The 23,263-nt window shown below is 72.8% G+C and carries 20 protein-coding genes and 1 tRNA gene; 7 read left to right on the top strand and 14 right to left on the bottom strand.

Annotated elements, in window-relative coordinates; translation table 11 throughout:
- Positions 1 to 25 precede the first annotated feature (25 nt).
- Positions 26 to 2,224, top strand: a complete 2,199-nt coding sequence (gene katG / locus ACXR2U_RS11990; RefSeq protein WP_458825305.1) for a catalase/peroxidase HPI — start codon at positions 26 to 28, stop codon at positions 2,222 to 2,224.
- Between the two features lie 79 nt (positions 2,225 to 2,303).
- On the opposite strand, the gene ACXR2U_RS11985 is transcribed toward katG, so the two are convergent.
- Positions 2,304 to 3,272 (bottom strand): aldo/keto reductase, encoded by a 969-nt coding sequence (locus ACXR2U_RS11985; RefSeq protein WP_458825249.1) that lies wholly within the window; start codon positions 3,270 to 3,272, stop codon positions 2,304 to 2,306.
- Between the two features lie 36 nt (positions 3,273 to 3,308).
- Between ACXR2U_RS11985 and ACXR2U_RS11980 the strand changes: the two genes are divergently transcribed.
- Positions 3,309 to 4,934, top strand: coding sequence for a dihydroxyacetone kinase subunit DhaK (locus ACXR2U_RS11980; protein ID WP_458825248.1), 1,626 nt, complete (start codon positions 3,309 to 3,311; stop codon positions 4,932 to 4,934).
- Between the two features lie 23 nt (positions 4,935 to 4,957).
- Here ACXR2U_RS11980 and uxaC read toward each other — a convergent pair whose 3' ends face one another.
- Both uxaC and ACXR2U_RS11970 read right to left on the bottom strand, forming a co-directional pair.
- Positions 4,958 to 6,367: a glucuronate isomerase gene (gene uxaC / locus ACXR2U_RS11975; protein ID WP_458825247.1), complete on the bottom strand. Its 1,410-nt coding sequence runs from the start codon at positions 6,365 to 6,367 to the stop codon at positions 4,958 to 4,960.
- Between the two features lie 45 nt (positions 6,368 to 6,412).
- Positions 6,413 to 8,443: a hypothetical protein gene (locus ACXR2U_RS11970; RefSeq protein WP_458825246.1), complete on the bottom strand. Its 2,031-nt coding sequence runs from the start codon at positions 8,441 to 8,443 to the stop codon at positions 6,413 to 6,415.
- Between the two features lie 172 nt (positions 8,444 to 8,615).
- Here ACXR2U_RS11970 and ACXR2U_RS11965 point away from each other — a divergent pair, with 172 nt between their 5' ends.
- Positions 8,616 to 8,783, top strand: a complete 168-nt coding sequence (locus tag ACXR2U_RS11965; RefSeq protein WP_458825245.1) for a hypothetical protein — start codon at positions 8,616 to 8,618, stop codon at positions 8,781 to 8,783.
- 26 nt (positions 8,784 to 8,809) lie between these two features.
- Here ACXR2U_RS11965 and ACXR2U_RS11960 read toward each other — a convergent pair.
- Positions 8,810 to 8,884 (bottom strand) — tRNA-Val (locus ACXR2U_RS11960).
- A 61-nt stretch (positions 8,885 to 8,945) separates the two neighbouring features.
- Between ACXR2U_RS11960 and ACXR2U_RS11955 the strand changes: the two genes are divergently transcribed.
- The gene (locus ACXR2U_RS11955; protein ID WP_458825244.1) at positions 8,946 to 9,563 is read left to right on the top strand and encodes an HhH-GDP family DNA glycosylase; all 618 of its coding nucleotides are present in this window, start codon (positions 8,946 to 8,948) and stop codon (positions 9,561 to 9,563) included.
- A gap of 7 nt (positions 9,564 to 9,570) precedes the next feature.
- Here the strand turns inward: ACXR2U_RS11955 and ACXR2U_RS11950 are convergent, their stop codons facing one another.
- Genes ACXR2U_RS11950 through allB form a run of 5 tightly spaced genes read right to left on the bottom strand, consistent with a single transcriptional unit; the run spans position 9,571 to position 15,214 of the window.
- Positions 9,571 to 10,017: a TIGR02611 family protein gene (locus ACXR2U_RS11950; RefSeq protein ID WP_458825243.1), complete on the bottom strand. Its 447-nt coding sequence runs from the start codon at positions 10,015 to 10,017 to the stop codon at positions 9,571 to 9,573.
- A gap of 38 nt (positions 10,018 to 10,055) precedes the next feature.
- Positions 10,056 to 11,267 carry a DUF6986 family protein gene (locus ACXR2U_RS11945; RefSeq protein WP_458825242.1) on the bottom strand — a complete coding sequence of 404 codons (1,212 nt, stop codon included), beginning with the start codon at positions 11,265 to 11,267 and terminating at the stop codon, positions 10,056 to 10,058.
- 4 nt (positions 11,268 to 11,271) lie between these two features.
- The gene (aceB, locus tag ACXR2U_RS11940) at positions 11,272 to 12,861 is read right to left on the bottom strand and encodes a malate synthase A (RefSeq protein ID WP_458825241.1); all 1,590 of its coding nucleotides are present in this window, start codon (positions 12,859 to 12,861) and stop codon (positions 11,272 to 11,274) included.
- A complete protein-coding gene (gene alc, locus ACXR2U_RS11935) occupies positions 12,858 to 13,895 on the bottom strand; it encodes an allantoicase (protein ID WP_458825240.1) in 1,038 nt (345 codons plus the stop codon). The genes aceB and alc overlap by 4 nt, the downstream gene beginning before the upstream one ends.
- Entirely contained in the window at positions 13,892 to 15,214 is a 1,323-nt protein-coding gene (gene allB, locus ACXR2U_RS11930) for an allantoinase AllB (RefSeq protein ID WP_458825239.1), read from the bottom strand. The genes alc and allB overlap by 4 nt, the downstream gene beginning before the upstream one ends.
- Before the next feature lie 43 nt (positions 15,215 to 15,257).
- Between allB and uraD the strand changes: the two genes are divergently transcribed.
- Together uraD and uraH are read left to right on the top strand one after the other, a co-directional pair.
- Positions 15,258 to 15,764, top strand: coding sequence for a 2-oxo-4-hydroxy-4-carboxy-5-ureidoimidazoline decarboxylase (gene uraD, locus ACXR2U_RS11925; protein WP_458825238.1), 507 nt, complete (start codon positions 15,258 to 15,260; stop codon positions 15,762 to 15,764).
- Complete coding sequence (gene uraH / locus ACXR2U_RS11920) at positions 15,761 to 16,072, top strand: hydroxyisourate hydrolase (protein ID WP_458825237.1); 312 nt, start codon at positions 15,761 to 15,763, stop codon at positions 16,070 to 16,072. The genes uraD and uraH overlap by 4 nt, the downstream gene beginning before the upstream one ends.
- Here uraH and ACXR2U_RS11915 read toward each other — a convergent pair.
- Positions 16,067 to 16,597 (bottom strand): hypothetical protein, encoded by a 531-nt coding sequence (locus ACXR2U_RS11915; RefSeq protein ID WP_458825235.1) that lies wholly within the window; start codon positions 16,595 to 16,597, stop codon positions 16,067 to 16,069. The genes uraH and ACXR2U_RS11915 overlap by 6 nt on opposite strands.
- Positions 16,598 to 16,739: 142 nt before the next feature.
- On the opposite strand from ACXR2U_RS11915, the gene ACXR2U_RS11910 reads away from it, so the two are divergent.
- Positions 16,740 to 18,041 (top strand): HNH endonuclease, encoded by a 1,302-nt coding sequence (locus tag ACXR2U_RS11910; protein ID WP_458825234.1) that lies wholly within the window; start codon positions 16,740 to 16,742, stop codon positions 18,039 to 18,041.
- A gap of 4 nt (positions 18,042 to 18,045) precedes the next feature.
- On the opposite strand, the gene ACXR2U_RS11905 is transcribed toward ACXR2U_RS11910, so the two are convergent.
- The 4 genes from ACXR2U_RS11905 to ACXR2U_RS11890 are packed head-to-tail and all read right to left on the bottom strand — an operon-like array spanning position 18,046 to position 23,186.
- A complete protein-coding gene (locus tag ACXR2U_RS11905; protein WP_458825233.1) occupies positions 18,046 to 18,327 on the bottom strand; it encodes an MSMEG_0570 family nitrogen starvation response protein in 282 nt (93 codons plus the stop codon).
- Positions 18,320 to 19,621 carry a guanine deaminase gene (gene guaD / locus ACXR2U_RS11900; protein ID WP_458825232.1) on the bottom strand — a complete coding sequence of 434 codons (1,302 nt, stop codon included), beginning with the start codon at positions 19,619 to 19,621 and terminating at the stop codon, positions 18,320 to 18,322. The genes ACXR2U_RS11905 and guaD overlap by 8 nt, the downstream gene beginning before the upstream one ends.
- Positions 19,618 to 22,386 carry a molybdopterin-dependent oxidoreductase gene (locus tag ACXR2U_RS11895; protein WP_458825230.1) on the bottom strand — a complete coding sequence of 923 codons (2,769 nt, stop codon included), beginning with the start codon at positions 22,384 to 22,386 and terminating at the stop codon, positions 19,618 to 19,620. The genes guaD and ACXR2U_RS11895 overlap by 4 nt, the downstream gene beginning before the upstream one ends.
- Entirely contained in the window at positions 22,383 to 23,186 is an 804-nt protein-coding gene (locus ACXR2U_RS11890) for an FAD binding domain-containing protein (protein ID WP_458825228.1), read from the bottom strand. The genes ACXR2U_RS11895 and ACXR2U_RS11890 overlap by 4 nt, the downstream gene beginning before the upstream one ends.
- Positions 23,187 to 23,263 lie beyond the last annotated feature (77 nt).

Here is a 23,263-nt window from a genome sequence, read left to right as displayed (position 1 = left end):
CGATGCCAACGCCGTCGAAGGCGACATGAACCACGAGGAGGACGGCCGCTGCCCGGTGGACCACGTCCGCCAGGACCAGCACGCCGAGGGCCAGGGCAACGCCGACTGGTGGCCCAAGCGTCTCGACCTCCGCATCCTCGCGAAGAACCCGCCGGCGCGTGACCCGATGGGCGAGGACTTCGACTACAAGCGCGAGTTCGAGAGCCTGGACCTCGAGGCGGTCAAGGCCGACCTGCGCGCGGTCATGACCGACAGCAAGGGCTTCTGGCCCGCGGACTTCGGTCACTACGGCCCGTTCTTCGTCCGCATGGCGTGGCACAGCGCCGGCACCTACCGCGTCCAGGACGGTCGCGGCGGTGCGGGTGCGGGCATGCAGCGTTTCGCGCCGCTCAACAGCTGGCCGGACAACGCCAGCCTGGACAAGGCGCGTCGGCTCATCTGGCCGGTCAAGCAGAAGTACGGCAAGAAGATCTCCTGGGCCGACCTCATCGTGCTGACCGGCAACGTCGCGCTCGAGAGCATGGGCTTCCAGACCTTCGGGTACGCCGGCGGCCGCGAGGACCGCTGGGAGCCGGAGGAGGACGTCTACTGGGGCCCCGAGACCACCTGGCTCGGCAACGAGCGCTACACCGGTGACCGCGAGCTGGAGAAGCCGCTCGGCGCGGTGCAGATGGGGCTGATCTACGTCAACCCCGAGGGCCCCGACGGCCAGCCCGACCCGCTGGGTTCGGCGCGCGACATCCGCGAGACCTTCGGGCGGATGGCGATGAACGACGTCGAGACCGCCGCGCTCATCGCCGGTGGCCACACCTTCGGCAAGACCCACGGCGCGGCCGACCCGAACCAGTACGTCGGCCCCGAACCCGAGGCTGCCCCGCTGGAGCAGCAGGGCCTGGGCTGGAAGAACAGCTTCGGTTCCGGCAAGGGCCGCGACGCCATCACGTCGGGCCTGGAGGTCACGTGGACCTCCGAGCCGACGAAGTGGACGATGAAGTATCTGGAGAACCTCTACAAGTACGAGTGGGAGCTCACCAAGAGCCCCGCGGGTGCCCACCAGTGGAAGCCCGTGAACGGCGAGGGTGCGAACACGATCCCCGACCCGGAGACCGGTGAGCTGGTCCGCACGCCGACCATGCTCACCAGCGACATCGCCCTGCGGGCCGACCCGGTCTACGAGGAGATCACCCGCAAGTTCCTGGCCGAGCCCGAGTACTTCGCCGACCAGTTCGCGCGCGCCTGGTACAAGCTGACCCACCGCGACATGGGCCCGATCCAGCGCTACCTCGGCCCGGAGGTCCCCTCCGAGGAACTGCTCTGGCAGGACCCGGTGCCGGCCGTCGACCACCCGCTGGTCGACGCCGCGGACGTCGCGTCGCTCAAGGAGCAGGTGCTCGCGAGCGGTCTCACGGTGTCGCAGCTGGTCTCGACCGCCTGGGCGTCGGCCTCGACGTTCCGCGGCAGTGACAAGCGCGGTGGCGCCAACGGTGCCCGCATCCGCCTGCAGCCGCAGTCCGGCTGGGAGGTCAACCAGCCCGACGAGCTCGCCCAGGTGCTGCGCACGCTCGAGGGGATCAAGTCCTCCTTCGACGCCGCGGCGTCCGGCGGGAAGAAGATCTCGCTGGCCGACCTCATCGTGCTCGCCGGTGCCGCCGGCGTGGAGAAGGCCGCACGGGACGCCGGTCGCGAGGTCACCGTCCCGTTCACCCCGGGCCGCACCGACGCGACCCAGGAGCAGACCGACGTCGAGTCCTTCGAGGCCCTCGAGCCGTCGGCGGACGGGTTCCGCAACTGGCTCGGCAAGGGCCACCGCGTCCCGGCCGAGTACCTGCTGCTGGACCGGGCCAACCTGCTGACGCTGACCGCGCCCGAGCTCACCGTGCTGGTCGGCGGTCTGCGGGTGCTCGGCGCCAACGCCGGCGGCTCGAAGGCGGGTGTGTTCACCGATGCTCCCGGCACGTTGACGAACGACTTCTTCGTCAACCTACTGAGCATGGACATCGAGTGGAAGCCGACCGACGACAGCTCGGAGACGTTCGAGGCGCACGACGCCTCGGGCGCGGTGGTCTGGACCGGCACCCGCAACGACCTGGTGTTCGGCTCGAACTCCGAGCTGCGCGCCCTGGCCGAGGTGTACGCCACGGACGACGCGAAGGACAAGTTCGTGCAGGACTTCGTCGCCGCGTGGGACAAGGTCATGATGGCCGACCGGTACGACCTGGTCTGAGTTCCGCGAACGCCACGACGGGGCGTCGAAACCGTGTGGATCCCCGGATCCAACACGGTTTCGGCGCCCCGTCGTCGTCTCAGCTCCAGGCCCGCTGCGACCGCTGCCGCCAGTACCGGTCCGCCGGTTCCGGCGTCGCGGTGAGCACCGCCTGGTCGTCGGCGGACAGGACCACCGTCGCGGCCGCCAGGTTGGAGCGCAGCTGGTCCACGGTCACCGCGCCGGAGAGCACCCGCGGGCGCCACGGCTGGGCCAGGACCGCGGCCAGGGCGACGGCGTCAACCGACGCGCCGTGACGGGCCGCGACCTCCCGCACGGCCACGGCGGCGGGAGCGGGGTCGTCGGAACCGGGGGCGAGGCGGCCGTTGGCGAGGCCCTCCTTGACGATGACGTCCAGACCGGCCGCGGCGGCGTCGGCCAGCGCGGCGCCGACCGAGGTCTCGAGGACGTTCCACGTCGCCTGCACGGCCGCGAACAGCGGCGTCCCCCCGGCCCGGATCGTCATGGCCCGCCGCACGGTGACGGCCTGGTCCGGCCCGGACGTGGAGAACCCGATCCGCACGCCGTCGTCGCGCAGGCGGGCCAACCCGGCCAGGGCGTCCCTGTCGTCGAACAGCGGATCGTCGGGCATGAGCGAGTGGACCTGGTGGAGCGCGAGCCGGTCGCCGAGCAGCTCCCGGGTCGCCGCGAGCTGCTCGGTGAACGCGGCGGCGGAGTGGTCCTTCACCTCGTGGACCTCGGCGTCGCGGCGCCAGTCGCCGACGTAGCGGTAGCCCCACTTCGAGGCGACGACGGCGTCGTGGACGTCCGGGCGGCGGGCCAGCCAGTCGGCGAGGAACTCCTCGGCCCGGCCGTAGGAACGGGCGGCGTCGACGTACCGGACGCCGGCCGCGTACGCCGCGTCCAGCACCTCCCCGGTGCGGTCGCGCAGCGCCTGCACCGACCGGTCCGCCCCGAGGGCGTCGTCGCGGCCGGTGGTGATGTACGCCGGCCGCGCCAGCGCCGCGAGTCCCACTCCGAAACAGCTGGGCCCGAAGTGGTCGGTCACGGTCTCCCCCTCGTCCGTCGGTGCGAGGATCGGATCATGACGCACCTGGTGAACGACCTCGACGCCGTGGTCACCGAAGCGGTCGACGGCCTGGTCCGGGCCTCGGGCGGCACCCTCGCCCGGCTCGACGGCTACCCCGACGTCAAGGTCGTCGTGCGCGCCGACTGGGAGCACGACCGGGTGGCACTGGTGTCCGGCGGTGGATCCGGACACGAACCGGCGCACGCGGGCTTCGTCGGACGCGGGCTGCTCACCGCGGCGGTGTGTGGGGAGATCTTCGCCTCGCCCAGCGTCGACGCCGTGCTGGCGGCGATCGTCGCCGTGACCGGCGATGCCGGCTGCCTGGTCATCGTGAAGAACTACACCGGCGACCGGCTCAACTTCGGTCTGGCGGTCGAGCGCGCGCGGACGCGTGGTCTCGACGTCGCGATGGTCGTGGTCGACGACGACATCGCCCTGCCCGACACCCCCCAGGCGCGCGGGCTCGCCGGGACGCTGCTGGTGCACAAGGTCGCGGGCGCCGCGGCCGAGGCCGGGGCGCCGCTCGCGGAGGTCGCGGACGCCGCCCGCACGGTCGCCGCCAGCGTGCGCACCCTCGGGGTGTCGCTGTCGCCGGTGGCCGTGCCCGGGCAGCCGACGAGCGACCGGATCGCCGAGGGCTCGGCCGAACTCGGGCTCGGCATCCACGGCGAGCCGGGCGCCGAGACCATCGACGTCGGCAGCGCGTGGGCGGTCGTCGAGACCATGACCTCGCGGTTGGGTGAGACCGTCCCCGACGGCCCGGTGCTGGTGCTGGTCAACAACCTGGGTGGCGTCGCCGCGCTCGAACTCGCCGTCGTGCTGCACGACGTCCTGGCGAGCCCGCTCGGGGCCCGAGCAGAACTCGTGGCCGGGCCGGCCGCGTTGATGACGTCGTTGTCCGCGGGGGGTTTCTCGCTCAGCGCGCTACCGCTGACCGACGCGGTGCGCACCGGGCTGACGGCGCCGGTGGCGGACCACACGGCGTGGCAGGGGGTGCGCGCCGTCGGCGAACTCACGGTCCGCCCACTGCCGGCGACCGCACCCGAGGCGCCGGCCGCGTCCTCCGACGACCGGGTGCGGGCCCTGCTCACGGCCGTCGCCGAGGCCGTCGTGGCGGCCGAGTCCGAACTGAACGCCCTCGACGCCAAGGTGGGCGACGGCGACACCGGCTCGACGTTCGCCACCGCCGCGCGCCGCATCCTCGACTCCCTCGACCGGTTGCCGCTCGCCGAACCGGCCTCGCTGTTCGCGGCGTTGTCGACCGTGCTCTCCAGCGCCATGGGCGGATCCAGCGGTGTGCTCGGGTCGATCTTCTTCGCCGCGGCGGGCACCGCCGTGGCCGACGGCGCCGACGTTCCCGCCGGGTTCGCCGCAGGGGTCGAGGCCGTGCAGCACCACGGCGGCGCGAAACCCGGTGACCGCACGATGCTCGACGCCCTGGTGCCGGCCATCGATGCACTGCGCAACGGTTCGCCGGCCGACGCCGCCACCGCAGCGCAGGCGGGCGCCGACGCGACGGCGTCGATGACCTCGGCCGCGGCGGGCCGTTCGGCGTACGTCTCGGGCGAGCACCTCACCGACGTCCCGGACCCCGGCGCCGTCGCCGTCGCGGTGATCGTGCGGGCCGCCGCAGGCGGTTGAGAGCGCGCTGCTGACTCACCGCGTCAGAGCTTGAACACCGCTCGAGGCTGATCGAGGGTGAGGTGGCGCAGGGTCTCGGCCGCCTCGTCCTCCTCCAACCGGTGTTCGGCGACCAGGCCGGCCAGGTGGCCCGCGTCGATGCGGCGCGACATGTCGTGGCGCGCGGGGATCGAGCAGTACGCCCTGGTGTCGTCGATGAATCCGCTGCTCCGACCGAAGCCCACGGTCTCGCTGACGGCGGCGCGGTGGCGACGGATGGCGTCGGGCGCGTCGAGGAACCACCACGGCGCACCGACGTACACCGACGGGTAGAAGCCGGCGAGCGGGGCGATCTCGCGCGAGAACGTGGTCTCGTCGACGGTGAACAGCACCAGGTGCAGGTTCGGGTCGGTGCCGTACCGCTCGAGCAACGGCTGCAACGCGCGGGTGAACTCGACGCTCACAGGGATGTCGTGGCCGGTGTCGGGTCCGAAGCGCCGGTGGGTGGGGCCGTGGTGGTTGCGCAGGACGCCCGGGTGCAGCGTCATCACCAGGCCGTCGTCGCACGACATCCGGGCCATCTCGCCGAGCATGTGCCGGCGGAAGGCCGTGGTCTCGGCCGTCGTGGCGACGCCCGACCGGGCCGCGGCGAAGATCCGCCGGGCCGCGGCCGGGTCGAGCGGGTCGGTGCCGGCGTCGAGGTGACTGTGATCGGCCGACACGGCGCCGTGTTCGACGAAGTACCGCCGACGGGCCTCCAGGGCCTCGACGTACCCGTCGTACTCGTCGGTGTCGGTCTGCGCGGCCTCCCCCAAGCGGCGGACCCGGTCGGCCCATCCCTCGCCCGCGGGCTCCAGGTAGGCGTCGGGGCGGAACGTGGGGACCACCCGGCCGGTCCACGACGGATCGGCCGCCAGCGCCGCGTGCGCCGCGAGGTCGTCGCACGGGTCGTCGGTGGTCGCCAGCACCTCCAGCCCGAACCGTGCGTACAGCGCCCGCGGCCGGAACTCCGGCTGCGCGAGACGCTCGGCGATGCCGTCGTAGAGCGCGTCCGCTGTGGCTGCCGACGGCCGCTGGTCGAGCCCGAACACGTCGAGCAGTTCGCGTTCGAGCCAGTACCGCACCGGCGTGCCACGGAACGCGGGCCAGTGCTCACACAGCAGACGCCAGGCCCGGCGGGCGTCGGCCTCGTGGAGCGGACCCTGCCCGACGCCGAGCTCCCGCAGGGCGACGCCGTTCGCGTGCAGCAACCGGGTGACGTAGTGGTCGGGCGTGACCAGCAGCGTGGCCGGGTCGGTGAACGGGAGGTCGTCGAGCAGCAGGCGTGGGTCGACGTGGCCGTGCGGCGACACGACCGGCAGGTCCCGCACCTGCTCGTGCAACCGCCGGGCGATCGCCCGCACCCCCGGGTCGGGCGGGAACAGCCGGTCCGGGGCGGTCGCGATCGCGGTCACCGGGTCAGCGTGCCGGACGCGTCGTGACGCCTGCCGCGTCGGGGTTCACGCGTGCGGGCAGCTGACCTGGAACGTGATGGTCTGCGGGCCGTCCAGGTCGGTGTAGGAGACCAGTGCGGTCTTGGAACCGGTGCACGAGACGGTGTACGACGCCTGGTACGTGGCCGTGGAGTCCGCGACGGCCGTACCCACGGTCGTCCCGTTCAGGGCTTCGGTGACGGTCGTGCCGGGCAGCGCGCCGACACCGCCCCACACCACGGTGTTCGGGTGGTCGGGGTCGCCCTTGTAGCAGGTGAGACCCAGGACCTGCAGCCCCACCCGGGCCCCGATGTCGCCGTCCTCGCGGGGCTTCGCGACCACCACCCAGTGACGTCCGCTCGGGATGTTCCGCAGCACGGCCAGGGTGGACGGCAGGTCGCCACCGGCGTTGGTCGTGGCCGAGGTGAGCGCGACGTCGGGCCACGCGCCGTCGTCGGTGTGCAACACGATGTCGTAGGTGGCCGAGGCCGACAGGTCCGACCCCGCGACGCGGAACATCGAGTCGAACGGCGAGGTGAGGCCGGCGCAGGCCGGGATCAGCGCCGCCGGGTGCAGCCGCGTTCCCACCGGGGTGGCCGTGAGCCCGCCGCCGGCGGTGAGGTCGACGGCACAACTGTTGTAGGGCCCGGTCGCGGGTGCGTCGACACTGCGCCCGCGCACCACGACGTGGACTCCGGTGTCGGACGGTTTGAGGACGCCCCTCCACTGCGCGGCGGTCGGCGTGAACGTCGTCGCGGTGGTCGTCGGCGACGTGAAGCGGGCCTTCGACCAGTCGGAGCTCCACACCTGCACCACGAAGCGGGTGAGCCGGTGCGACGGTCCGGCGCCGCGGGGTTGCCAGGTGAACGTCGGCGGTTCGCTGAGGCTGACGTGGTCACCGTCGGCCGGCGCGGTGACCAGCGGTGAGACCTTCTGCCGCGACAGCACGCACGCGAAATCGTTGCTGTGTGCAACTTGCGCCGCCGACGGGTTCCCGGATCCGTCGAACCGCGCGGCGTTCGCCGCCGGCAGCAACGCCGCGACCGCGCCCGAGAACGTCGAGACCCCGGCCGCGCGCAGGGCTTTCACGAGTGCGACGTCCGGGATGCGAGTCCGCGCGTCGACGCGGAAGTGCCACAGCGACCGCGCGATGGACAACTCGTCGTCCTCGCCGGCCGAGATGATCCCGACGTCGGTGCCGATCGCCACGTGGGACGACGCGTCCTGGGTGTCGTCGAAGAAGTCGTCACCCGCACCGGGGACGTGCTGCGACGAGGCACCGAGAACGTCCTGGGCCGTCAACGAGAAGTACGTCGCGAACCCTTCGCTCCAGGCCAGGCGCAGCCCCTCGAGCTTCGACCGCGGGGGCTCGGCGACGTTCTGACCGAACCCGTGCGTGCCGCCCGGAGACTTGTCGACACCGAGCGCGTCCGCCACCGCGTGCCCGTACTCGTGCAGGAGGACGTCCCAGTCGAACTGGTCCAGTCGTTGGACGCGGAGCAGCGCCGCCGTCGCGTTCGTGCCCTTCGCGTCGGGGAACGACACCGACAGTGCCGGCATGGTCACCCCCAGCCGTGCGGCGTAGCGGACCCCGGTGACCAGGGCGTCCGTGACACCGAAGGCGGTCTCGGCGGCCGTGCTGTTGCCGACCTTCAGCCGCACCGACTGGGTCGCACCCGTGGCGGTGGTCGGCGTCGACTCCGCGGCGTACGGCGCGGTCGAGCCGGACGCGTGCACCGTGAACCCGGCGCTGCGCGACAGCGCCCGCGCGAACGGCCGTCGCGCCTGACCGTTGGGCCGCTTCGTGGTGACGTCGAGGCTGAAGATCCCGACGTCGTCGGTGGTGACGGTCCCGAGCAGCGTCCCGCCCGCCGTGCCGTCGGCGTCGCGGACCTGCACGGTGACGCCCCGGGAGAACGGGTGCCGACCGTCCGAGGTCGTGTACTGCAGGACCCCCGCCACCCGCGTCGTCGCCGGTGCGGCGTCGGCGACGCCGGGCGAGAGTCCGAGCACCACCGCGCCCGTCACCACCGCCGTCACCAGCACTCGCATGCGCACGGCGGGAACCGTAGGCGCGTCCGGCACGTCGGGGCGTTCCCGATCGGGCACAGCCGCCGGCGGGAGGGGCAGAGTGGATCGAACGTCCGCGGCCGTGTCTGTTACCGGCGGTAGACCGGGTAGACCCGGCCACGCCGAGAGTTTCCCGCTGGCCGACACCGGAGCGACGCCGATGACCGAGACCACCGAACGCGCCTGCCTCGTCTGCGGCCACAGCGCCGACGACCACGGCACCGACCGCGCCACGTGCGTCGGGACCGAGGGGCTGTGCCAGTGCCACGCCTACAACCCCGACGAGCACCCCGCCCAGCGGCTCGCCGCCCGACGCGAGAACGTCTGAAGGCGCTCGAGGTCGCCACGGTCCGGTGGTGGGCGATACTGGGTTCGAACCAGTGACCCCTGCCGTGTGAAGGCAGTGCTCTACCACTGAGCTAATCGCCCGAGCCGAGTGGCGAGACTACAGGTCGCGTCGACCGGCGGACTCCGCGGGTAGGCCGACACCGTGACCACCTCGTCGACGTTGCGCGCCCTGCTGGACGACCACCCCCGGACGTTCGCCGCCGAGGCCGGGATCCGGTTGAAGGACACCCCGTCACCGCTGTTCCGGTTGCTGGTGCTGACCTCGCTACTCTCGGCGAACCTCGACGCGCGGCTGGGGCTGCGGACCGCGAGGGCGTTCGGGGCGGCCGGGTTCACCACGGCGCGCAAGCTCGCGGACGCCGGCCAGGACGCGCGGTGGCAGGTGCTGTCGGACTCGAAGTACCTGCGCAAGGTGCAGACGGCCCGGCAGCTGGGGGCGCTCGCGGACGAGGCGCTCGAGCGTCACGACGGTGACCTGCGGCGCCTGCACCGCGACACCGGGGGCGACGTCGAGGCCATCCGTGCGGCCGTCACGGGGTTCACCGGCATCGGGCCACTCGGGGCCGACATCTTCCTGCGCGAGGTGCAGGCGGTGTGGGCGGACGTGCGCCCCTTCGCCGACGACCGGGTGCGCGACCTCGCGAAGGCGCGCGGGCTCCCCCACACCCCGAAGGGGCTGGCGAGGGCCGCGGGCGGCGACGACCTGTCGTTGGTCGGCGCGGCGCTCGTCCTCGACGACATGGCCGAGCGCAACGGGTGATCCGGCGTCAGGACAGGTAGTTCGTGTACAGCCAGTACGAGCCGTAGAGCACGGCGGCGAGGAAGATCAGGCTGGCGAGGCCGACCAGCGCCTGGATCGGGCGGGGCTGGCGCTGCACCCAGTCGGTCCACGCGCCGACCTGACGCCGCGCGAAGCCCAGCAGGCGCTTGGCCCACTCGAACTCGGTGCCCCAGAGGCCCAGGCCGAGGAAGATGATCAGCCAGCCGGGTCCGGGCAGCGGCAGCAGGACGACGCCCAGCACGATGATCGCGAGGCCGAGGACCCCGATGAGGATCTTCCAGGTCAGCAGGCCGCCCGGCAGGCGGGAGACCTGCGTGCGGGCCCGGTCGCGGCCACGCTCGAGGGCGTCGCCGACGCGGCCGAACCAGTCCTTGATGCCGTCGAACCGGCCGGGCTTGTCGTCCTCGGTACGGGGACGGCGGGTGTCGGACACGGGAGACAGCATCCCATCACGATGCCGTCAGAGCCTGTTCAGCCCCCCGTGAGGGAGCTGTCCGGCGGCTGTGAACGTCGGGCGAGCACCAGCAGGTCGGCCACCGGCACACCGGTCGCGGTCACGACCTCGTCGGTGTCGACGGCACCGGCGTCGAGCGCGCGGCACAGGAACCCGGCCATGGCGGCGGCGGTGGCGGGCTCGTCGAGCAGCCCGGACGCCGCCTTCCCGAGGTACCCCGCCAGCCTCGCGGCGACGGCCGCGGCCGAGTCCCGGTAGAACGCGATGGTGGCGGCGTAGCGCGTCGGCAGCTGCGCCGGGTGCAGGTCCCACCCCTGGTAGATCCCACGCTCCAGCGACCGACGCACGAGCCTCGCGTGCAGCGCCCACGCCGCCCGGACGTCCGCGGTCGACCCGACCGGCAGCACGTTGGTCGACCCGTGCGACACCGGCACACCCGTGCCCGCCGCCGCGAGCTGCATGACCGACGTCGCGTGGTCGGCCACGGCGTGGTCCATCGCCTGGTACGGAGCGCCGACGCCGAGCGACGCGCTGTAGTCGTAGGTCCCGTAGTGCAACCCGGCGCACCGGCCCCGCGCCGCGTGCAGCATCGGGGCGACGAGCGCCCGGCCGTCGGCGCCGAGCACGGCCTGCGGGGTCTCGACCTGGATCTCGAACCGCAGCCCCGGGTCGAAGGCGTCGAGGACGTCGACGAACGCCGCGACCTGGGCGACGGACGTGACCTTGGGCAGCGTGACCCGGAAGCCGGGCGGAGGCGGTCCGAGCCGGTCCAGGAACAGCTCCAGGGTGCGGACCGCGCGACGGCGGGTGGACGGCTCCAACGACTTGATCCGCAGGCCCGTGAACGGCGGCGCGGTCCCCGCCGCGACCATCGCGGCGATCGCCCCGGCTGCCGCGGCCGTGTGGGCGTCCTCCTCGTCGTCGTCGCGCAGGCCGTAGCCGTCCTCGAGGTCGACCCGCAGGTCCTCGACCGGCTCGCGGCGCAGCTTGGCCACGACGCGCCCGGTGTGCTCGACCAGTGCACCAGGCAACGGTCCGTGCTCCTCGAGCGCGGCGAGCGCCCGCGTGCCCCACGAGACGACGACGTCGGCGTCGACCGTGTCGGCCGGGACGTACACCGTGTGCAACGGTTGCCGCCCGGCCGGCGGGCCGGGGTACCGCTCCTGCCGTTCGGCGTCGTCCGCGGCCAACGCCGCGTCGAGGGCGGTGAGGACGTCGTCGGTCGCCACCGGGTCAGTCGACGAGGTCGTAGGCGGGCAGCGTGAGGAACGCGGCGAAGTCGTCGTCGAGTGCGACCCGTTGGAACAGTTCGGCGGCCCGGTCGATGTACGGCAGGTCGGGGTACTGCGCCAGGACGTCGCTGACCAGGGCCTGCACCCGCCACGCCGTGATCGACTCGCCGTCGTCGGCGGTGACGACGTCGGCGTGCACCCACTGCCACACCTGCGACCGCGAGATCTCGGCCGTGGCGGCGTCCTCCATGAGGTTGTCGATGCCGGCCGCGCCGTTGCCGGCGAGCCAGGAGGCGATGTAGCGGATGCCGACCGACACGTCGGCGGCGAGACCGGCCGCCGTGATCTCGCCGTCGGTGCCGGACAGATCCAGCAGGGCGGCGGGATCCACGGTGACGTCGTCCCGACGGCGGTCGAGCTGGTTCGGCCGGTCGCCGAACACGCCGTCGAAGACCTCGGTGCAGACCTCCACCATGCCGGGGTGCGCGACCCACGAGCCGTCGAACCCCGCCCGGGCCTCGCGTTCCTTGTCGGCGCGGACCTTCTCGAACGCGGCGGCGTTGACCTCGGGGTCGCGGCGCGACGGGATGAAGGCGGCCATGCCGCCCATCGCGAACGCGCCGTGGTCGTGACAGGTCTTGACCAACGCCTCGGTGTAGGCGTGCATGAACGGCGCCGTCATGGTCACCGAACCGCGGTCGGGCAGGACGAACGCGGGGCCGGCGTCGCGGAAGTACTTGATGATGCTGAACAGGTAGTCCCACCGGCCGGCGTTCAGCCCCGAGGCGTGCTCCCGCAGTTCGTAGAGGATCTCGGCCATCTCGAACGCGGCCGGGATGGTCTCGATGAGCACGGTCGCACGAATGGTGCCGTGTGCAACGCCGAGCTCGGCCTCGGCGAAACTGAAGATGTCGTTCCAGAGCCGCGCTTCGAGGTGGCTCTCCATCTTGGGCAGGTAGAAGTACGGGCCGCTCCCCCGGTGCAGCAGTTCCGCGGCGTTGTGGAAGAGGTACAGGCCGAAGTCGACCAGCGCGCCGACACCGTCGCGGCCGTCGACGGAGAGGTGCTTCTCGGGCAGGTGCCAGCCGCGGGGGCGCACGACGACGGTCGCGAGCGGTCCGTCGGTGCGCAGGGCGTACTCGCGGCCGTCGGGGTTGGTGAAGGTCGCCGTGCGGCGGACGGCGTCGGCGAGGTTGACCTGGCCCGCGACGACGTTGTGCCAGTGCGGGGTGTTCGCGTCCTCCAGGTCGGCCAGCCACACCTTCGCGCCGGAGTTCAGCGCGTTGATCATCATCTTGCGTTCGGTGGGTCCGGTGATCTCGCACCGCCGGTCGGTGAGGTCGGCCGGTGCGGGCGCCACCTGCCAGGAACCCTCACGGATGTCGGCCGTCTCGGGCAGGAACCCGAGCGTGCCCGTGCGCGCCACCTCCTCCCGGCGGACCTGCCGCCGTGCGAGCAGGTCGTCGCGGGTGGCGGCGAACGTGCGGTGCAGGGCGGCCACGAACGCCAACGCGTCGGGCGTGAGGATCTCCTCGGCGCGGTCCACCTCGGGACCGGCGACGACGACACCGTCGGGGGCGCTCTGGGTCATGTGAAGAATCCTCCGGGTTCGGTGCGGGATCGCTGGTCGGGCGGCAGCAGGTCGAGCCACCGGGCGGCGAGACGCGGCCGCTCCGACGCCGTGACCTCGCCGAGGACGTGGAAGCGGCTGACGCCGCCGTCCGGGTAGATGTCGAGCCGCACCGCGGCCACCGGGTCGTCGTGCCGCACGGCGAAACGCTGCTCGGTGTCGGGGACGAGTGCTGTACGGGGCACCAGTTCCGCGCCGGAGTCGGCGTCGGTCACCCGCGCCCACCCCGGTGCGTTGAAGACGAACCGCGAGGTGTCGACGACGACGGCCCGCACCGAACCCGGTGCGCCGAGCGACACGGTCAGCCAGTCGTTGCCGTCGTCGCGGCGCCGTGAGGTCTCCCAGCCGTCCGACATCACCTGCGCGACGCCGGGCGCGAGGACGTTGGCCGGCGAGCTGTAGAACAGGTTGCTGCACCCGAGGATCCGGCCGCCGTGCACGGTCGAGGCCAGGTCGATCCGGCCGCCGAGGTGCGTCGGGTCCGGCACGACCTCGCCGTGGACCCGTAGGCGGGCCACCCCGCCGTCGGGGTGGATCACGAGTCGGACGTGGGTGGCGAGCGTCGGTTCGCCCGCGACGGCGAGCAGGTTGGAGGTGTCGCCCTCGAGGTCGGCGTGCTCGACGACCCGGGTCCACCGGGCGGCGCGGAGCGTCGGGGCGTCCGGGTAGCCCAGCACCACCGTCGTGTCGACCGAGGCCCTCGGCGGGAAGTTGCCGCGGAAGAACGCGGTGTCGACGTCGATCCCGTGCACCAGCGTCGGCGCGGCCAGCCGGATGATGACGGCGTCCTCACCGGGTTCGCGGCGGCGGCGGGTCTCCCAGCCGTCGTACACCTTCCCGCGCGGACCGAAGGCGGTCGCGTCGTGGACCGCGGGGCGCGGGTCGATGAGGGTGTGGACGTCGGCGAAGGACTCGTCGTTGCACCACATCACCGAGCCGCCGAGCGTGCGGCTCGCCAGGTCCGGCAGCAGGCGGAAGTCCGGCTCCTCGCTCACACCGCCACCCGCCGCTCCAGCATCCGGCCACGGCGTTCGCCGTCGCGGACCGGTGCACCGTGCAACCACGTCTGCTCGACGACGCCGTACAGCGTCTGACCGGCGTACGGGGTGAGGGGGTTGCGGTGGCGGAGCTTCGTGGGGTCGACCACGAACGTCGCCTCGGGGGCGACGACGCAGAAGTCGGCGCGCTTGCCCGGCGCGATCACACCGCGGTCGGTCAGGCCGGTGAGGTCGGCGGGCGCGGCCGCCATCCACCGGGCGATGTCGGTGAGGGGCACGCCCCGGGTACGCGCGGCCGTCCACACGGCGGGCAGACCCAGTTGGACCGAGGCGATCCCGCCCCACGCCAGCCCGAAGTCGCCGACGTCGAGGCGTTTGGCCTCCGGGGTGCAGGGCGAGTGGTCGGACACGACACAGTCGATGACGCCGTCGCGCAGGCCCGCCCAGAGCGCGTCCCGGTTCGCGGCGTCGCGGATGGGCGGGCAGCACTTGAACTGGGTGGCGCCGTCGGGGACGGTCTCGGCGGTCAACGTGAGGTAGTGCGGACAGGTCTCGACCGTGAGCCGCACGCCGTCGGCCTTGGCCGCGGCGATGATCGGCAGCGACTCCGCGCTGGAGACGTGGACGACGTGCACCCGGCACCCGGTCCGCCGCGCGGCGTCGACAAGGGTGTGGATCGCGGTGGTCTCGGCGGCGGGCGGGCGCGACGCCACGAAGTCGGCGTACCGGCGGCCGTGGGCGTCGTGCACGAGGTGTTCGTCCTCGGCGTGGGCGATGAGCAGCCCGTCGAAGGCGGCGACGGCGGTCATCGCCGCCTCGAGTTCGGCCGGGTCGAGCGGGGGGAACTCGGGCACGCCGCTGGGCAGCAGGAAACACTTGAACCCGACGACCCCCGCTTCGTGCAACAGTCGCAGGTCGTCGACGTTGCCCGGTACCGCTCCGCCCCAGAAGGCGACGTCGACCGCCAGTTGGCCCGACGCGGCCTGCTGTTTCGTGCGCAGGGCGGCGACGTCGACGGTGGCCGGGATGCTGTTGAGCGGCATGTCGGCGATGGTGGTGACCCCGCCCGCTGCGGCGGCGGCCGTCGCCGTGGCGAAGCCCTCCCACGCGGTGCGGCCGGGTTCGTTGACGTGGACGTGGCTGTCGACCAGACCGGGCAGCAGCACCCGGTCGTCGGCGAGGTGGGTGACGTCGCCGCGGGCAGCGCCGTACCCCACGACCTCGTGGATCCACTCGTCGTCGACCACGACGTCGGCGGGCCGTTCGCCCTCCGGAGTGATCACCCGACGTGCGCGCAGGACCAACACCACCCGCACTCTGCCATGACCGGCGGGGCCACGGGATGAGATCGTGGGGCCCGTGACCGTCTCGACCGTGTCCGGCTTCGACGCGCTGGCGCCGGACGACGCGCGTGCCGTCCTGGCTCCCTGTTGCGCCAGCACCGCGTGGCAGACGCTGGTGGTGGGCCGAAGGCCGTTCGGCTCGCTGGCGGCCGTGGAACAGGCGTCGGACGCCGCGCTCGTCACGCTCACCTGGGACGACGTCCTCGAGGCCCTCGCCGCCCACCCCCGGATCGGCCAACGCGCCACGGGTGACGGCGTCGAGTCGCGGTGGTCGCGGGGCGAACAGGCGGCCGCCGCGACGACCGACACCTCCGTCGCCGCACGGTTGCGCGAGGCGAACGTGGGCTACGAGGACCGCTTCGGGTGGGTGTTCCTCATCTGCGCCACCGGCAAGTCACCGGACGAGGTCCTCGCCGCGGTGACGGCCCGGATGGGGAACGACGTGGACGCGGAGCGGGTCGAGGTCCGTGAGCAGCTGCGGCAGATCGTGCGGCTGCGGTTGGGGAAGGTGTTCGAGGCATGAGCCTCTCGACCCACGTCCTGGACGCCATGACCGGCCGACCGGCGGTCGGCGTGGCGGTGACGTTGTCCGATGCCGAGGGCCGGGTGCTCGCGGAGCGGCAGACCGACGCCGACGGCCGCATCAGCGATCTCGCCGCCGACCTCGTCCCCGGGACCTACCGCCTCGACTTCGCCACCGAGGACTACTTCGACGTCCCGACGTTCTACCCCGAGGTCCGCGTCACGTTCCGCGTCACCGACGCCGCTGCCCACCTGCACGTACCGCTGTTGCTCTCACCCTTCGCGTACTCGACCTACCGGGGTTCATGAGGCGTACGGGTTCGGCGGGATCGTCAGCCGGGACCCCGTGGCGCAGTCGACCACCAGGAACCCGATGCCCGGGTGAGCGTCCGGCGACGTTGCGCGCACCAGATCGGCGCGAGTCAGCACACCGACCTCGCGGCCGGACAACCGCATCATGTACCGCTGGGCGACATCGGGGAACTCGACGTTGTGGAAGAGCGAAACGCACGAGGTCTGGACCTGGCGGAAGTCGGCCAGGACATGGCGGAACACCACGTCCCCATCTGGGGTCACAGCCTCGAGGGTCGTCCCGGCCAGCCCGGCAGCCGGACCGCTCGGCAGGCACCGACCGGTCCCTGCCGGGTCCCACTCGTCCACGTCTCCGACCCCGATGTTGCCGCTCACCACGAAGGTGTGCTGACGGGTCAGCACGACGGTGGTGAGGACACCCGCGCCCGCGACCGCCACCGCGGCCACGACGACCAGCACCTGCCGTCGATGCCGCGCCCTGGACTGCTCCATCGGCGAGGTGGCGCGCGCGTCGCTCCCCACGCGCCGGCCCATGGGGCACAGTGGCACGCCACCCGGTGGCCCGCCACCCCCGCAGTCAGCCACGGGCATCATCGCTGACGTGCGACGTCGAGAAAGGTCGCTTTTCATTGACTTTCTTCGCTGATGCGGTAGAATCGAACGCATGTCGAACACCGTTGCGGACCGGCTGGCGCGGATCGCCGCGCTGGACGCGCAACGGTGCCGACTCGCCGCCGAGATCGCCCGCGAGACCGCAGCCCTCGCCGCCCAACACCGCGCCGCGGTCGAGGTGGAGATTGCGACCACGCCCCAGCCCGGGGTGGGTCGGGCGCGGCGGCGGGAGCACGCCCGACGGCAACTGGTCGCCGAACTCGGGCAGGCGTTGAGGCTGAGCCCGTGGCACGCCGGGCAGTACCTGCGGTGGGCGGTCGAAGCACCTACCGACACCCCTGGCACGTTCGCCCTGCTGGAGCGCGGGGAGGTGTCGGAGCGGCGGGCGCGTCTCGTGTTCGACCAGGTCGCACCCCTGACCCAGGTGAACCGGCAGATCGTCGATGCCGGTATCGCGGCGAACCTCGACGGTTGGGGCGACCGGACCCTGACCCGCCGCACCCGCGCCGCCGTGCAGGAACTCGACCCCGCCGGCGCCTGCGCCCGCGCCGCCAAAGCTGCCACCGAGCGGCGGGTCAGTACCCGCCCGGCACCTGACGCCATGGCCTGGCAGACGCTGCTCGCCCCGATGGTGCAGGTCGTCGCCTGCCGCGCCGCGCTCGAGCAGGCCGTCAGAGACGCCCGGGCCGCCGGGGATCAACGCGCTCGCGACCAGATCATGGCCGACACCGTCGTCGAACGGATCACCGGACAGACCTCGGCCAGTGCAGTCCCGCTGGCCGTCCAGCTGGTCATCACCGACCGCACCCTGCTCGGCGTGAGCGACACCCCCGCCCGCCTCGGCGACGGATCACCGATACCGGCACCGCTCGCCCGGGCGATGGTCCTCGACACCGGCCACGACAGCCCAGCTCACCGGGTCCGCCGCCTGTTCTGCGACCCCGCGGGCCGGCTCATCACCGCCGAGACCGCCTCGCGTCAGTTCACCAAGGCCATGGCCGACTTCGTCGCGCTGCGTGACGAGGACACCTGCACCACCGACTCCTGCGACGCCCCGATCAAACACATCGACCACCACCAACCCCACACCCACGGCGGCCGCACGAGTCTGACCAACGCCCGCGGGATGTGCGTCTGGTGCAACCAGACCAAAGCCGATCGCGTCCCGGACACGTCGCCACGGCCGCCGTCGACACCCGCCCGGCCACCGGGCCGACCACCCCACCGACAGCGGAGCCGTCACCGATCGAAGCTGGAACGTCGCGCGGAACGCAAGATCCGCCGCGCGGCCCGGCGCCGCCCGCGACGTGTCGCGGCGGACCTGTCGCGGCACGAACGGGTCCGTCAGCGCTGAGAGCTCACCGCTCGAAGGCCTCGACCACGACCTCACCGGTGCCGCCGACTGCGGCGGCGCGGGCCTGCACCTGCTGCCACGAGGCGGCGGCGCGGGAGCACGGGAAGCCGTAGGCGGCGCGGACCCGGTCGCTGGCCTCGGCGAGCGCCTCCCCCATGGTCGGCAGCAGATCTGCGACGGCGCAGGAGGTTCCGGCCTCGAACCGTTCGGTGACGACGAGCGACGGGCTGTACACCCGCTGCACCACGCCGTCCGGCCACCGCAGCCGTACGTGGACCTCAGGCATCGGATGCTCCTCTCAGGGGCCGCCCCGCGACCCAGGTCTGGGCGACGTCGGCGGGGGTGGCCAGCGCGAAGGCGCGGGCCAGGGCGTCGGGGGTGTCGTGGGCGGCGTCGAGGTTGACCGCCAGGGTGGTGCCTTCGGCCGGCCGCAGCCACACCGCGTCGAAGTCCTTGCCGACCGAGAGGTCGCCCACGCGGTCGGCGAGGCCGAGCGCGGCCGCACCGGCGGCGGTGGCCAGGTACAGCAGGTGGGCGGGGGTCAACGGCACACCGGAACCGCCCAGCAGTTGCTGCATGAAGTAGGCCTGCAGCGCCTCCTTGCCGAGGAACAGACCGGTCCCGGCGCCGACGTCGGAGCCCAGCGCCACCCGCACCCCGTGCTCGACGTGACGACGCAACGGGAAGAGTCCGCTGCCCAGGGCGGAGTTGCTGGTCGGGCAGTGGGCCACCGCGGCACCGCGCCCGGCCAGGAGTTCGAGTTCGTCGTCGGTGGCGTGCACGTTGTGCGCGAACACGCTGCGCCCGGTCACCAGGCCGTGGGTGTCGTAACTGCCCAGGTAGCTCCCGCTGGCCGGGAACAGCCCGGCAACGGCGGCGACCTCGGCCAGGTTCTCGTTGACGTGGCTGGTGAACCACACGTCGTCGGTGAGCAGGTCCCCGCACACGCCGAGCAGGTCGTCGGTCGCCGACAACGAGAACCGGGGTGTGACGGCGTAACGCAGCCGCCCACGGCCGTGCCACCGCTCGATCAACGCCGCACTCTCGGCGGCGGCGACCTCGGGCGAGCAGTGCAGTTCCTCGCGCAGGTTGCGGTCGCCGAGGACCAGGCCCGTGGTGATGTTGAGCCCGCTCGTCTCGGCCCGAGCGAAGAAGGCGTGCATCGCCGGCGCGAAGTGCGCGCCGAAGACCAGCGCCGTCGTGGTCCCGGCCCGGGCCAGGCCGTCGAGGAACTCGACCGCGACGGCGTCGGCGTACCGCGCGTCGCCGAAGCGCACCTCTTCGGGCAGGGCGCAGCGCTGCAACCACTCCAGCAGCGGCATGCCGAGCCCGCCGATCGCGCGCAGTTGGGGGTAGTGCACGTGGGTGTCGACGAACCCGGGTAGCAGCAGCCCGCCCCGCAGGTCCTCGACCGCCTCCTCGGCGTGCCGGGACCGCACCGCCGTGAACGGCCCGCGGTCGACGATCACGCCGTCGGTGACGACCACGCCGGCATCCGACTCCACCCGCAACGCCTCGGCCCCGCCGACGACGAACGGGTCGGCCACCACGTCCACGGCCGTGGCGCGGTACAGGGTCACCGCCCCAGCCTCGCGGGGGAAGACGACTGCAGCATCCGCCAGTTGCGGTCGCGGCTGAACGGCGTCTCGTACGGGCGCACCCCGACGGCCCGGCGGATCGCGTTGCCCATCGCGGCGACGACCGGGTTGTACGGGCTCTCACTCATCGACTTCGCGCCGAACGGTCCGAGCGTGTCCGCCGTCGACGCGAAGTAGACCTCGGTGTCGGGGATGTCGATCATCTGCGGCATCCGGTACGTGCGGAACACCGGTGTGGTCACGGCACCGTCGCCGCCCATCATGACCTCCTCGTACAACGCGGTGCCGATGCCCTGCGCCACCCCGCCCTCGATCTGGCCCCGGCACTGCTCGGGGTTGACGACCGTCCCGGCGTCGGCCGCGTGCACCGACTGCAGGATCCGGACCGCACCGGTGGCGATGTCGACCGCCACACGGAACGCGTGGACGTTCCAGGCCAGCGACCGCATCTCGCCGAACTCCGCGCCGCGGCCGACCACCAGGTCACCCTCGCGGTGCTCCTCGGGCACGGAGGCGACCAGCTCGGCGAACGGCACCACCCGGCCGTCCGCGAGAACCCCGTCGCGTTGCAGGGTGCAACGATCCTCGGGGACGCCGAGCAGCGACGCGGCGGTTGACTCCAGGACCTCGCGCAACCGCAGCGCTGCACCGTGCAACGCCTTGCCCGCCACGGTCGTCCCGGCGGACGCGAAGGCGCCGGTGTCGTACTCGGCGCCGTCGGTGTCCGACTGGTGCAGCGTGATCCGGTCCGCCGACGTGCCCAGCGCCGTCGCGAGGATCTGCGTGTGCACCGTCGAGGTGCCGTTGCCGAACTCGGTCGTCCCCACCCGGGCCCCGTACCGGCCGGCGGCGTCGAGCGTGACCGCCACCTTCGCGATGTGCCCGCGCGGGGCCATGGTGGCGATCATCGCGGCGGCCATGCCCTCGCCGACCCGCCACCGCTCGCCCGCCGGCGCCTCGACCCCGTTGCCGCGGCGCAACGCGTCCTGCGCGAGATCGAGGCACTGGTCGAGCCCGTAGCTGCCGTACACCAGGTCGGGCTCCGGCTCCGGGTGCACGGTCAGCACCGGGTCACCCTCACGCACGGCGTTGATCCGTCGCAGCTCGAACGGGTCCAGGTCGAGCTCCAGAGCCAGCTCGTCCATCGCCGACTCGACGCCGAGGATCACCTGGCCCAGGCCGTACCCGCGGAACGCACCCGAGGGCACGGTGGTGGTGTAGACGGCTTCGGCGTCGACCCGCTTGACCGGGCACGAGTACAGGCTGACCGACTCGGCGCAGCCGTGGAACATCACGCCGATGGCGTGGTTGCCGTAGGCACCGGTGTCGCTGAGCACGTCGACCTTCATCGCGGTCAACCGGCCGTCGCGACCGGCGCCGAGGCTGACCGTCACCCGCATCGGGTGCCGCACGCTGGTGCGGGTGAACTCCTCGCGGCGGGTCATCTCGTAGCTGACGGGCCGCCCGGTGCGCAGCACGGCCAGCCCGACGACGTCCTCGAGGAACATCTCCTGCTTGCCGCCGAACCCGCCACCGACCCGGTGGGTCAGCACCCGCACCCGTTCCGGGTCGAGGTCGAGCACCCGCGCCAGCTCGTCCCGGACGAGGTACGGCACCTGGGTGCTGGTGCGGACCACCAGGCGTCCGTCGTCGTCGAGCCACCCGACGGCGCCGTGGGTCTCGAGTTGCCCGTGCGCCACCCGCTGGGTGCGCCACGTGCCGGACACGGTGACCTCCGAGGCCGCCAACGCGGCGTCGACGTCCCCGCCGTGGCCGTCGTGCAGCGCGGCCACCACGTTGCGACCCGACTCGTGCACGCGGTTCAGGGCGCTCGCCTCCGGGTGCACCAGCGGCGCTCCGGGTGAGCGGGCCACCTCGGGGTCGAGGACGGCCGGCAGCAGCTCGTACTCCACCACGACGGCCCGGCACGCGGCCTCGGCGATCGCGGCGGTCGTCGCCACCACGACCGCGACCCGCTGGCCGACGAATCGCACGACGTCGTCGAGCATCCGGGTGTCGTCGGGGTCGTCGAGGCGGTTCTCGTGACGGGCGGTGGAGTACCGCGTCATCGGGGTGTTCTCGTGGGTCAGCACCAGTTCGACGCCCTCGACCGCCGACGCCGCCGACACGTCGATCCGCCGGATCCGCGCGTGGGCGTGCGGCGAGCCCAGCACCCGCAGCACCAGCGAGCCGGGCACCGGCGGGTCGAACGTGTAGGGCTCGGAACCGGTGACGACCCGCCGCGCGGCGGGCGGGTGCGGCGAGCACCCCACGCCGTCGCCGGCCGGCGCCAGCTCCGGCCCACGTCCGGTCACACCGCGGGTGATGGCCTGCCGCACCGATCGGTACCCGGTGCAACGACAGAGATTCCCCCGCATGAGACGGGGGAACTCGTCGGAGTCGTCGACCTGAGCGGGGGTCAGCGTCGACGCCGTGACGACCATGCCGGCCGTGCAGAACCCGCACTGGAACCCGAAGTCGTCGACGAACGCCTGCTGCACCGGGTGCAACGCGTCCCGCTCGGCGAGGCCCGCAGCTGTCGTCACTGTGCGCCCCTCGACCCGCTGCGCGGGGTAGATGCACGACTGCACGGCGCGGCCGTCGATCAGCACCGAGCACGCGCCGCAGTCGCCGGCGTCGCAGCCCTTCTTGACCTCGGTGTGCCCCGTCTCGCGCAGGAACGTCCGCAGGCACTGCCCGGCGCGGGGGTCGGCGTCGAGCGCCGTCCCGTTGACCTCGAACTTCACGCGGCGAGCTCCGTGCGGATCTCGTCGAGCAGCAGCCGGCTGACGTGCTCGCGCCAGTCCGCGGTGCCGAGCGGATCGGTGTACCAGTCGTCGACGACGTCGAGCGCGAGCGAGAGCTCCGGCGCGCTCGGCAGTTCCGCGAAGCGCAGCACACGGGGGCGCCAGGTCGCGGCCGTGACCGTGAGGACGGCCGACCCGTCCTCGTCGACCCGGCCGGTCAGCACGGAACCCGAGCGTCCGAGTTCGGCCAGGGCGATCTTGCGGTAGGCGGTGCGGGCGCGCAGCGCGTGGACCGGCAGGTCGACCGCCCGCAACACCTCGCCCGCGCGCAGCGTGTTGGTGGTGTCACCGGTGACGAGGTCCTCGACCCGCACGCGGTGTTCGCCGCCGTCCGGGCGCCACACCACGGCCTCGCCGTCGAGCGCGACCGCCAGCGAGACCATGCCGGCGGCGGCGTACGACTGGCAGATGTTGCCCCCGACCGTCGCGACCTCCCACACCTTCGGTGAGGCCAACAACGCGCTCGCACACTGACGGAACAGTGGCTGCGCCCGCCACCCGTCGACGGCCGGGAACCGGGTCAGGTCGGCGATGGTGCAGGTGGCACCGATCCGCAACCCCGCGTCCGACACCTCCAGGTCCGGCCAACCCATCGTCGTGAGGTCGACCAGGCCCGTCGTCGTCACCTGCGGTTCGGAGTAGAGCCAGGTCCCGCCGGCGAGCACCCGTTCGCCGGGCGCGAGCGCGAGGTCGGCGCGGCTCGTCGCGCGGCGGTACGACACCACGGTCTCCAAGTCCACGTCAGAGAGGGAACCGCACGCACGTGTCGATGCGGTAACGCCCTCGACCGTTCGTGGAAACATGCCCCGACGAAGGT

The sequence above is a fragment of the Jatrophihabitans sp. YIM 134969 genome (genome assembly GCF_054456675.1).
Note: the sequence above shows the minus strand (reverse complement) of the source record. Positions and strands in the feature narration are given on the sequence as shown.

Excerpts from the sequence above, each read along its gene's own strand:
- katG (WP_458825305.1), top strand. The coding sequence starts at position 26 with ATGAACCACGAGGAGGACGGCCGCTGCCCGGTGGACCACGTCCGCCAG.
- ACXR2U_RS11980 (WP_458825248.1), top strand. The coding sequence starts at position 3,309 with ATGACGCACCTGGTGAACGACCTCGACGCCGTGGTCACCGAAGCGGTC.
- ACXR2U_RS11965 (WP_458825245.1), top strand. The coding sequence starts at position 8,616 with ATGACCGAGACCACCGAACGCGCCTGCCTCGTCTGCGGCCACAGCGCC.
- aceB (WP_458825241.1), bottom strand. The coding sequence starts at position 12,861 with ATGACCCAGAGCGCCCCCGACGGTGTCGTCGTCGCCGGTCCCGAGGTG.
- uraH (WP_458825237.1), top strand. The coding sequence starts at position 15,761 with ATGAGCCTCTCGACCCACGTCCTGGACGCCATGACCGGCCGACCGGCG.
- ACXR2U_RS11910 (WP_458825234.1), top strand. The coding sequence starts at position 16,740 with ATGTCGAACACCGTTGCGGACCGGCTGGCGCGGATCGCCGCGCTGGAC.
- ACXR2U_RS11905 (WP_458825233.1), bottom strand. The coding sequence starts at position 18,327 with ATGCCTGAGGTCCACGTACGGCTGCGGTGGCCGGACGGCGTGGTGCAG.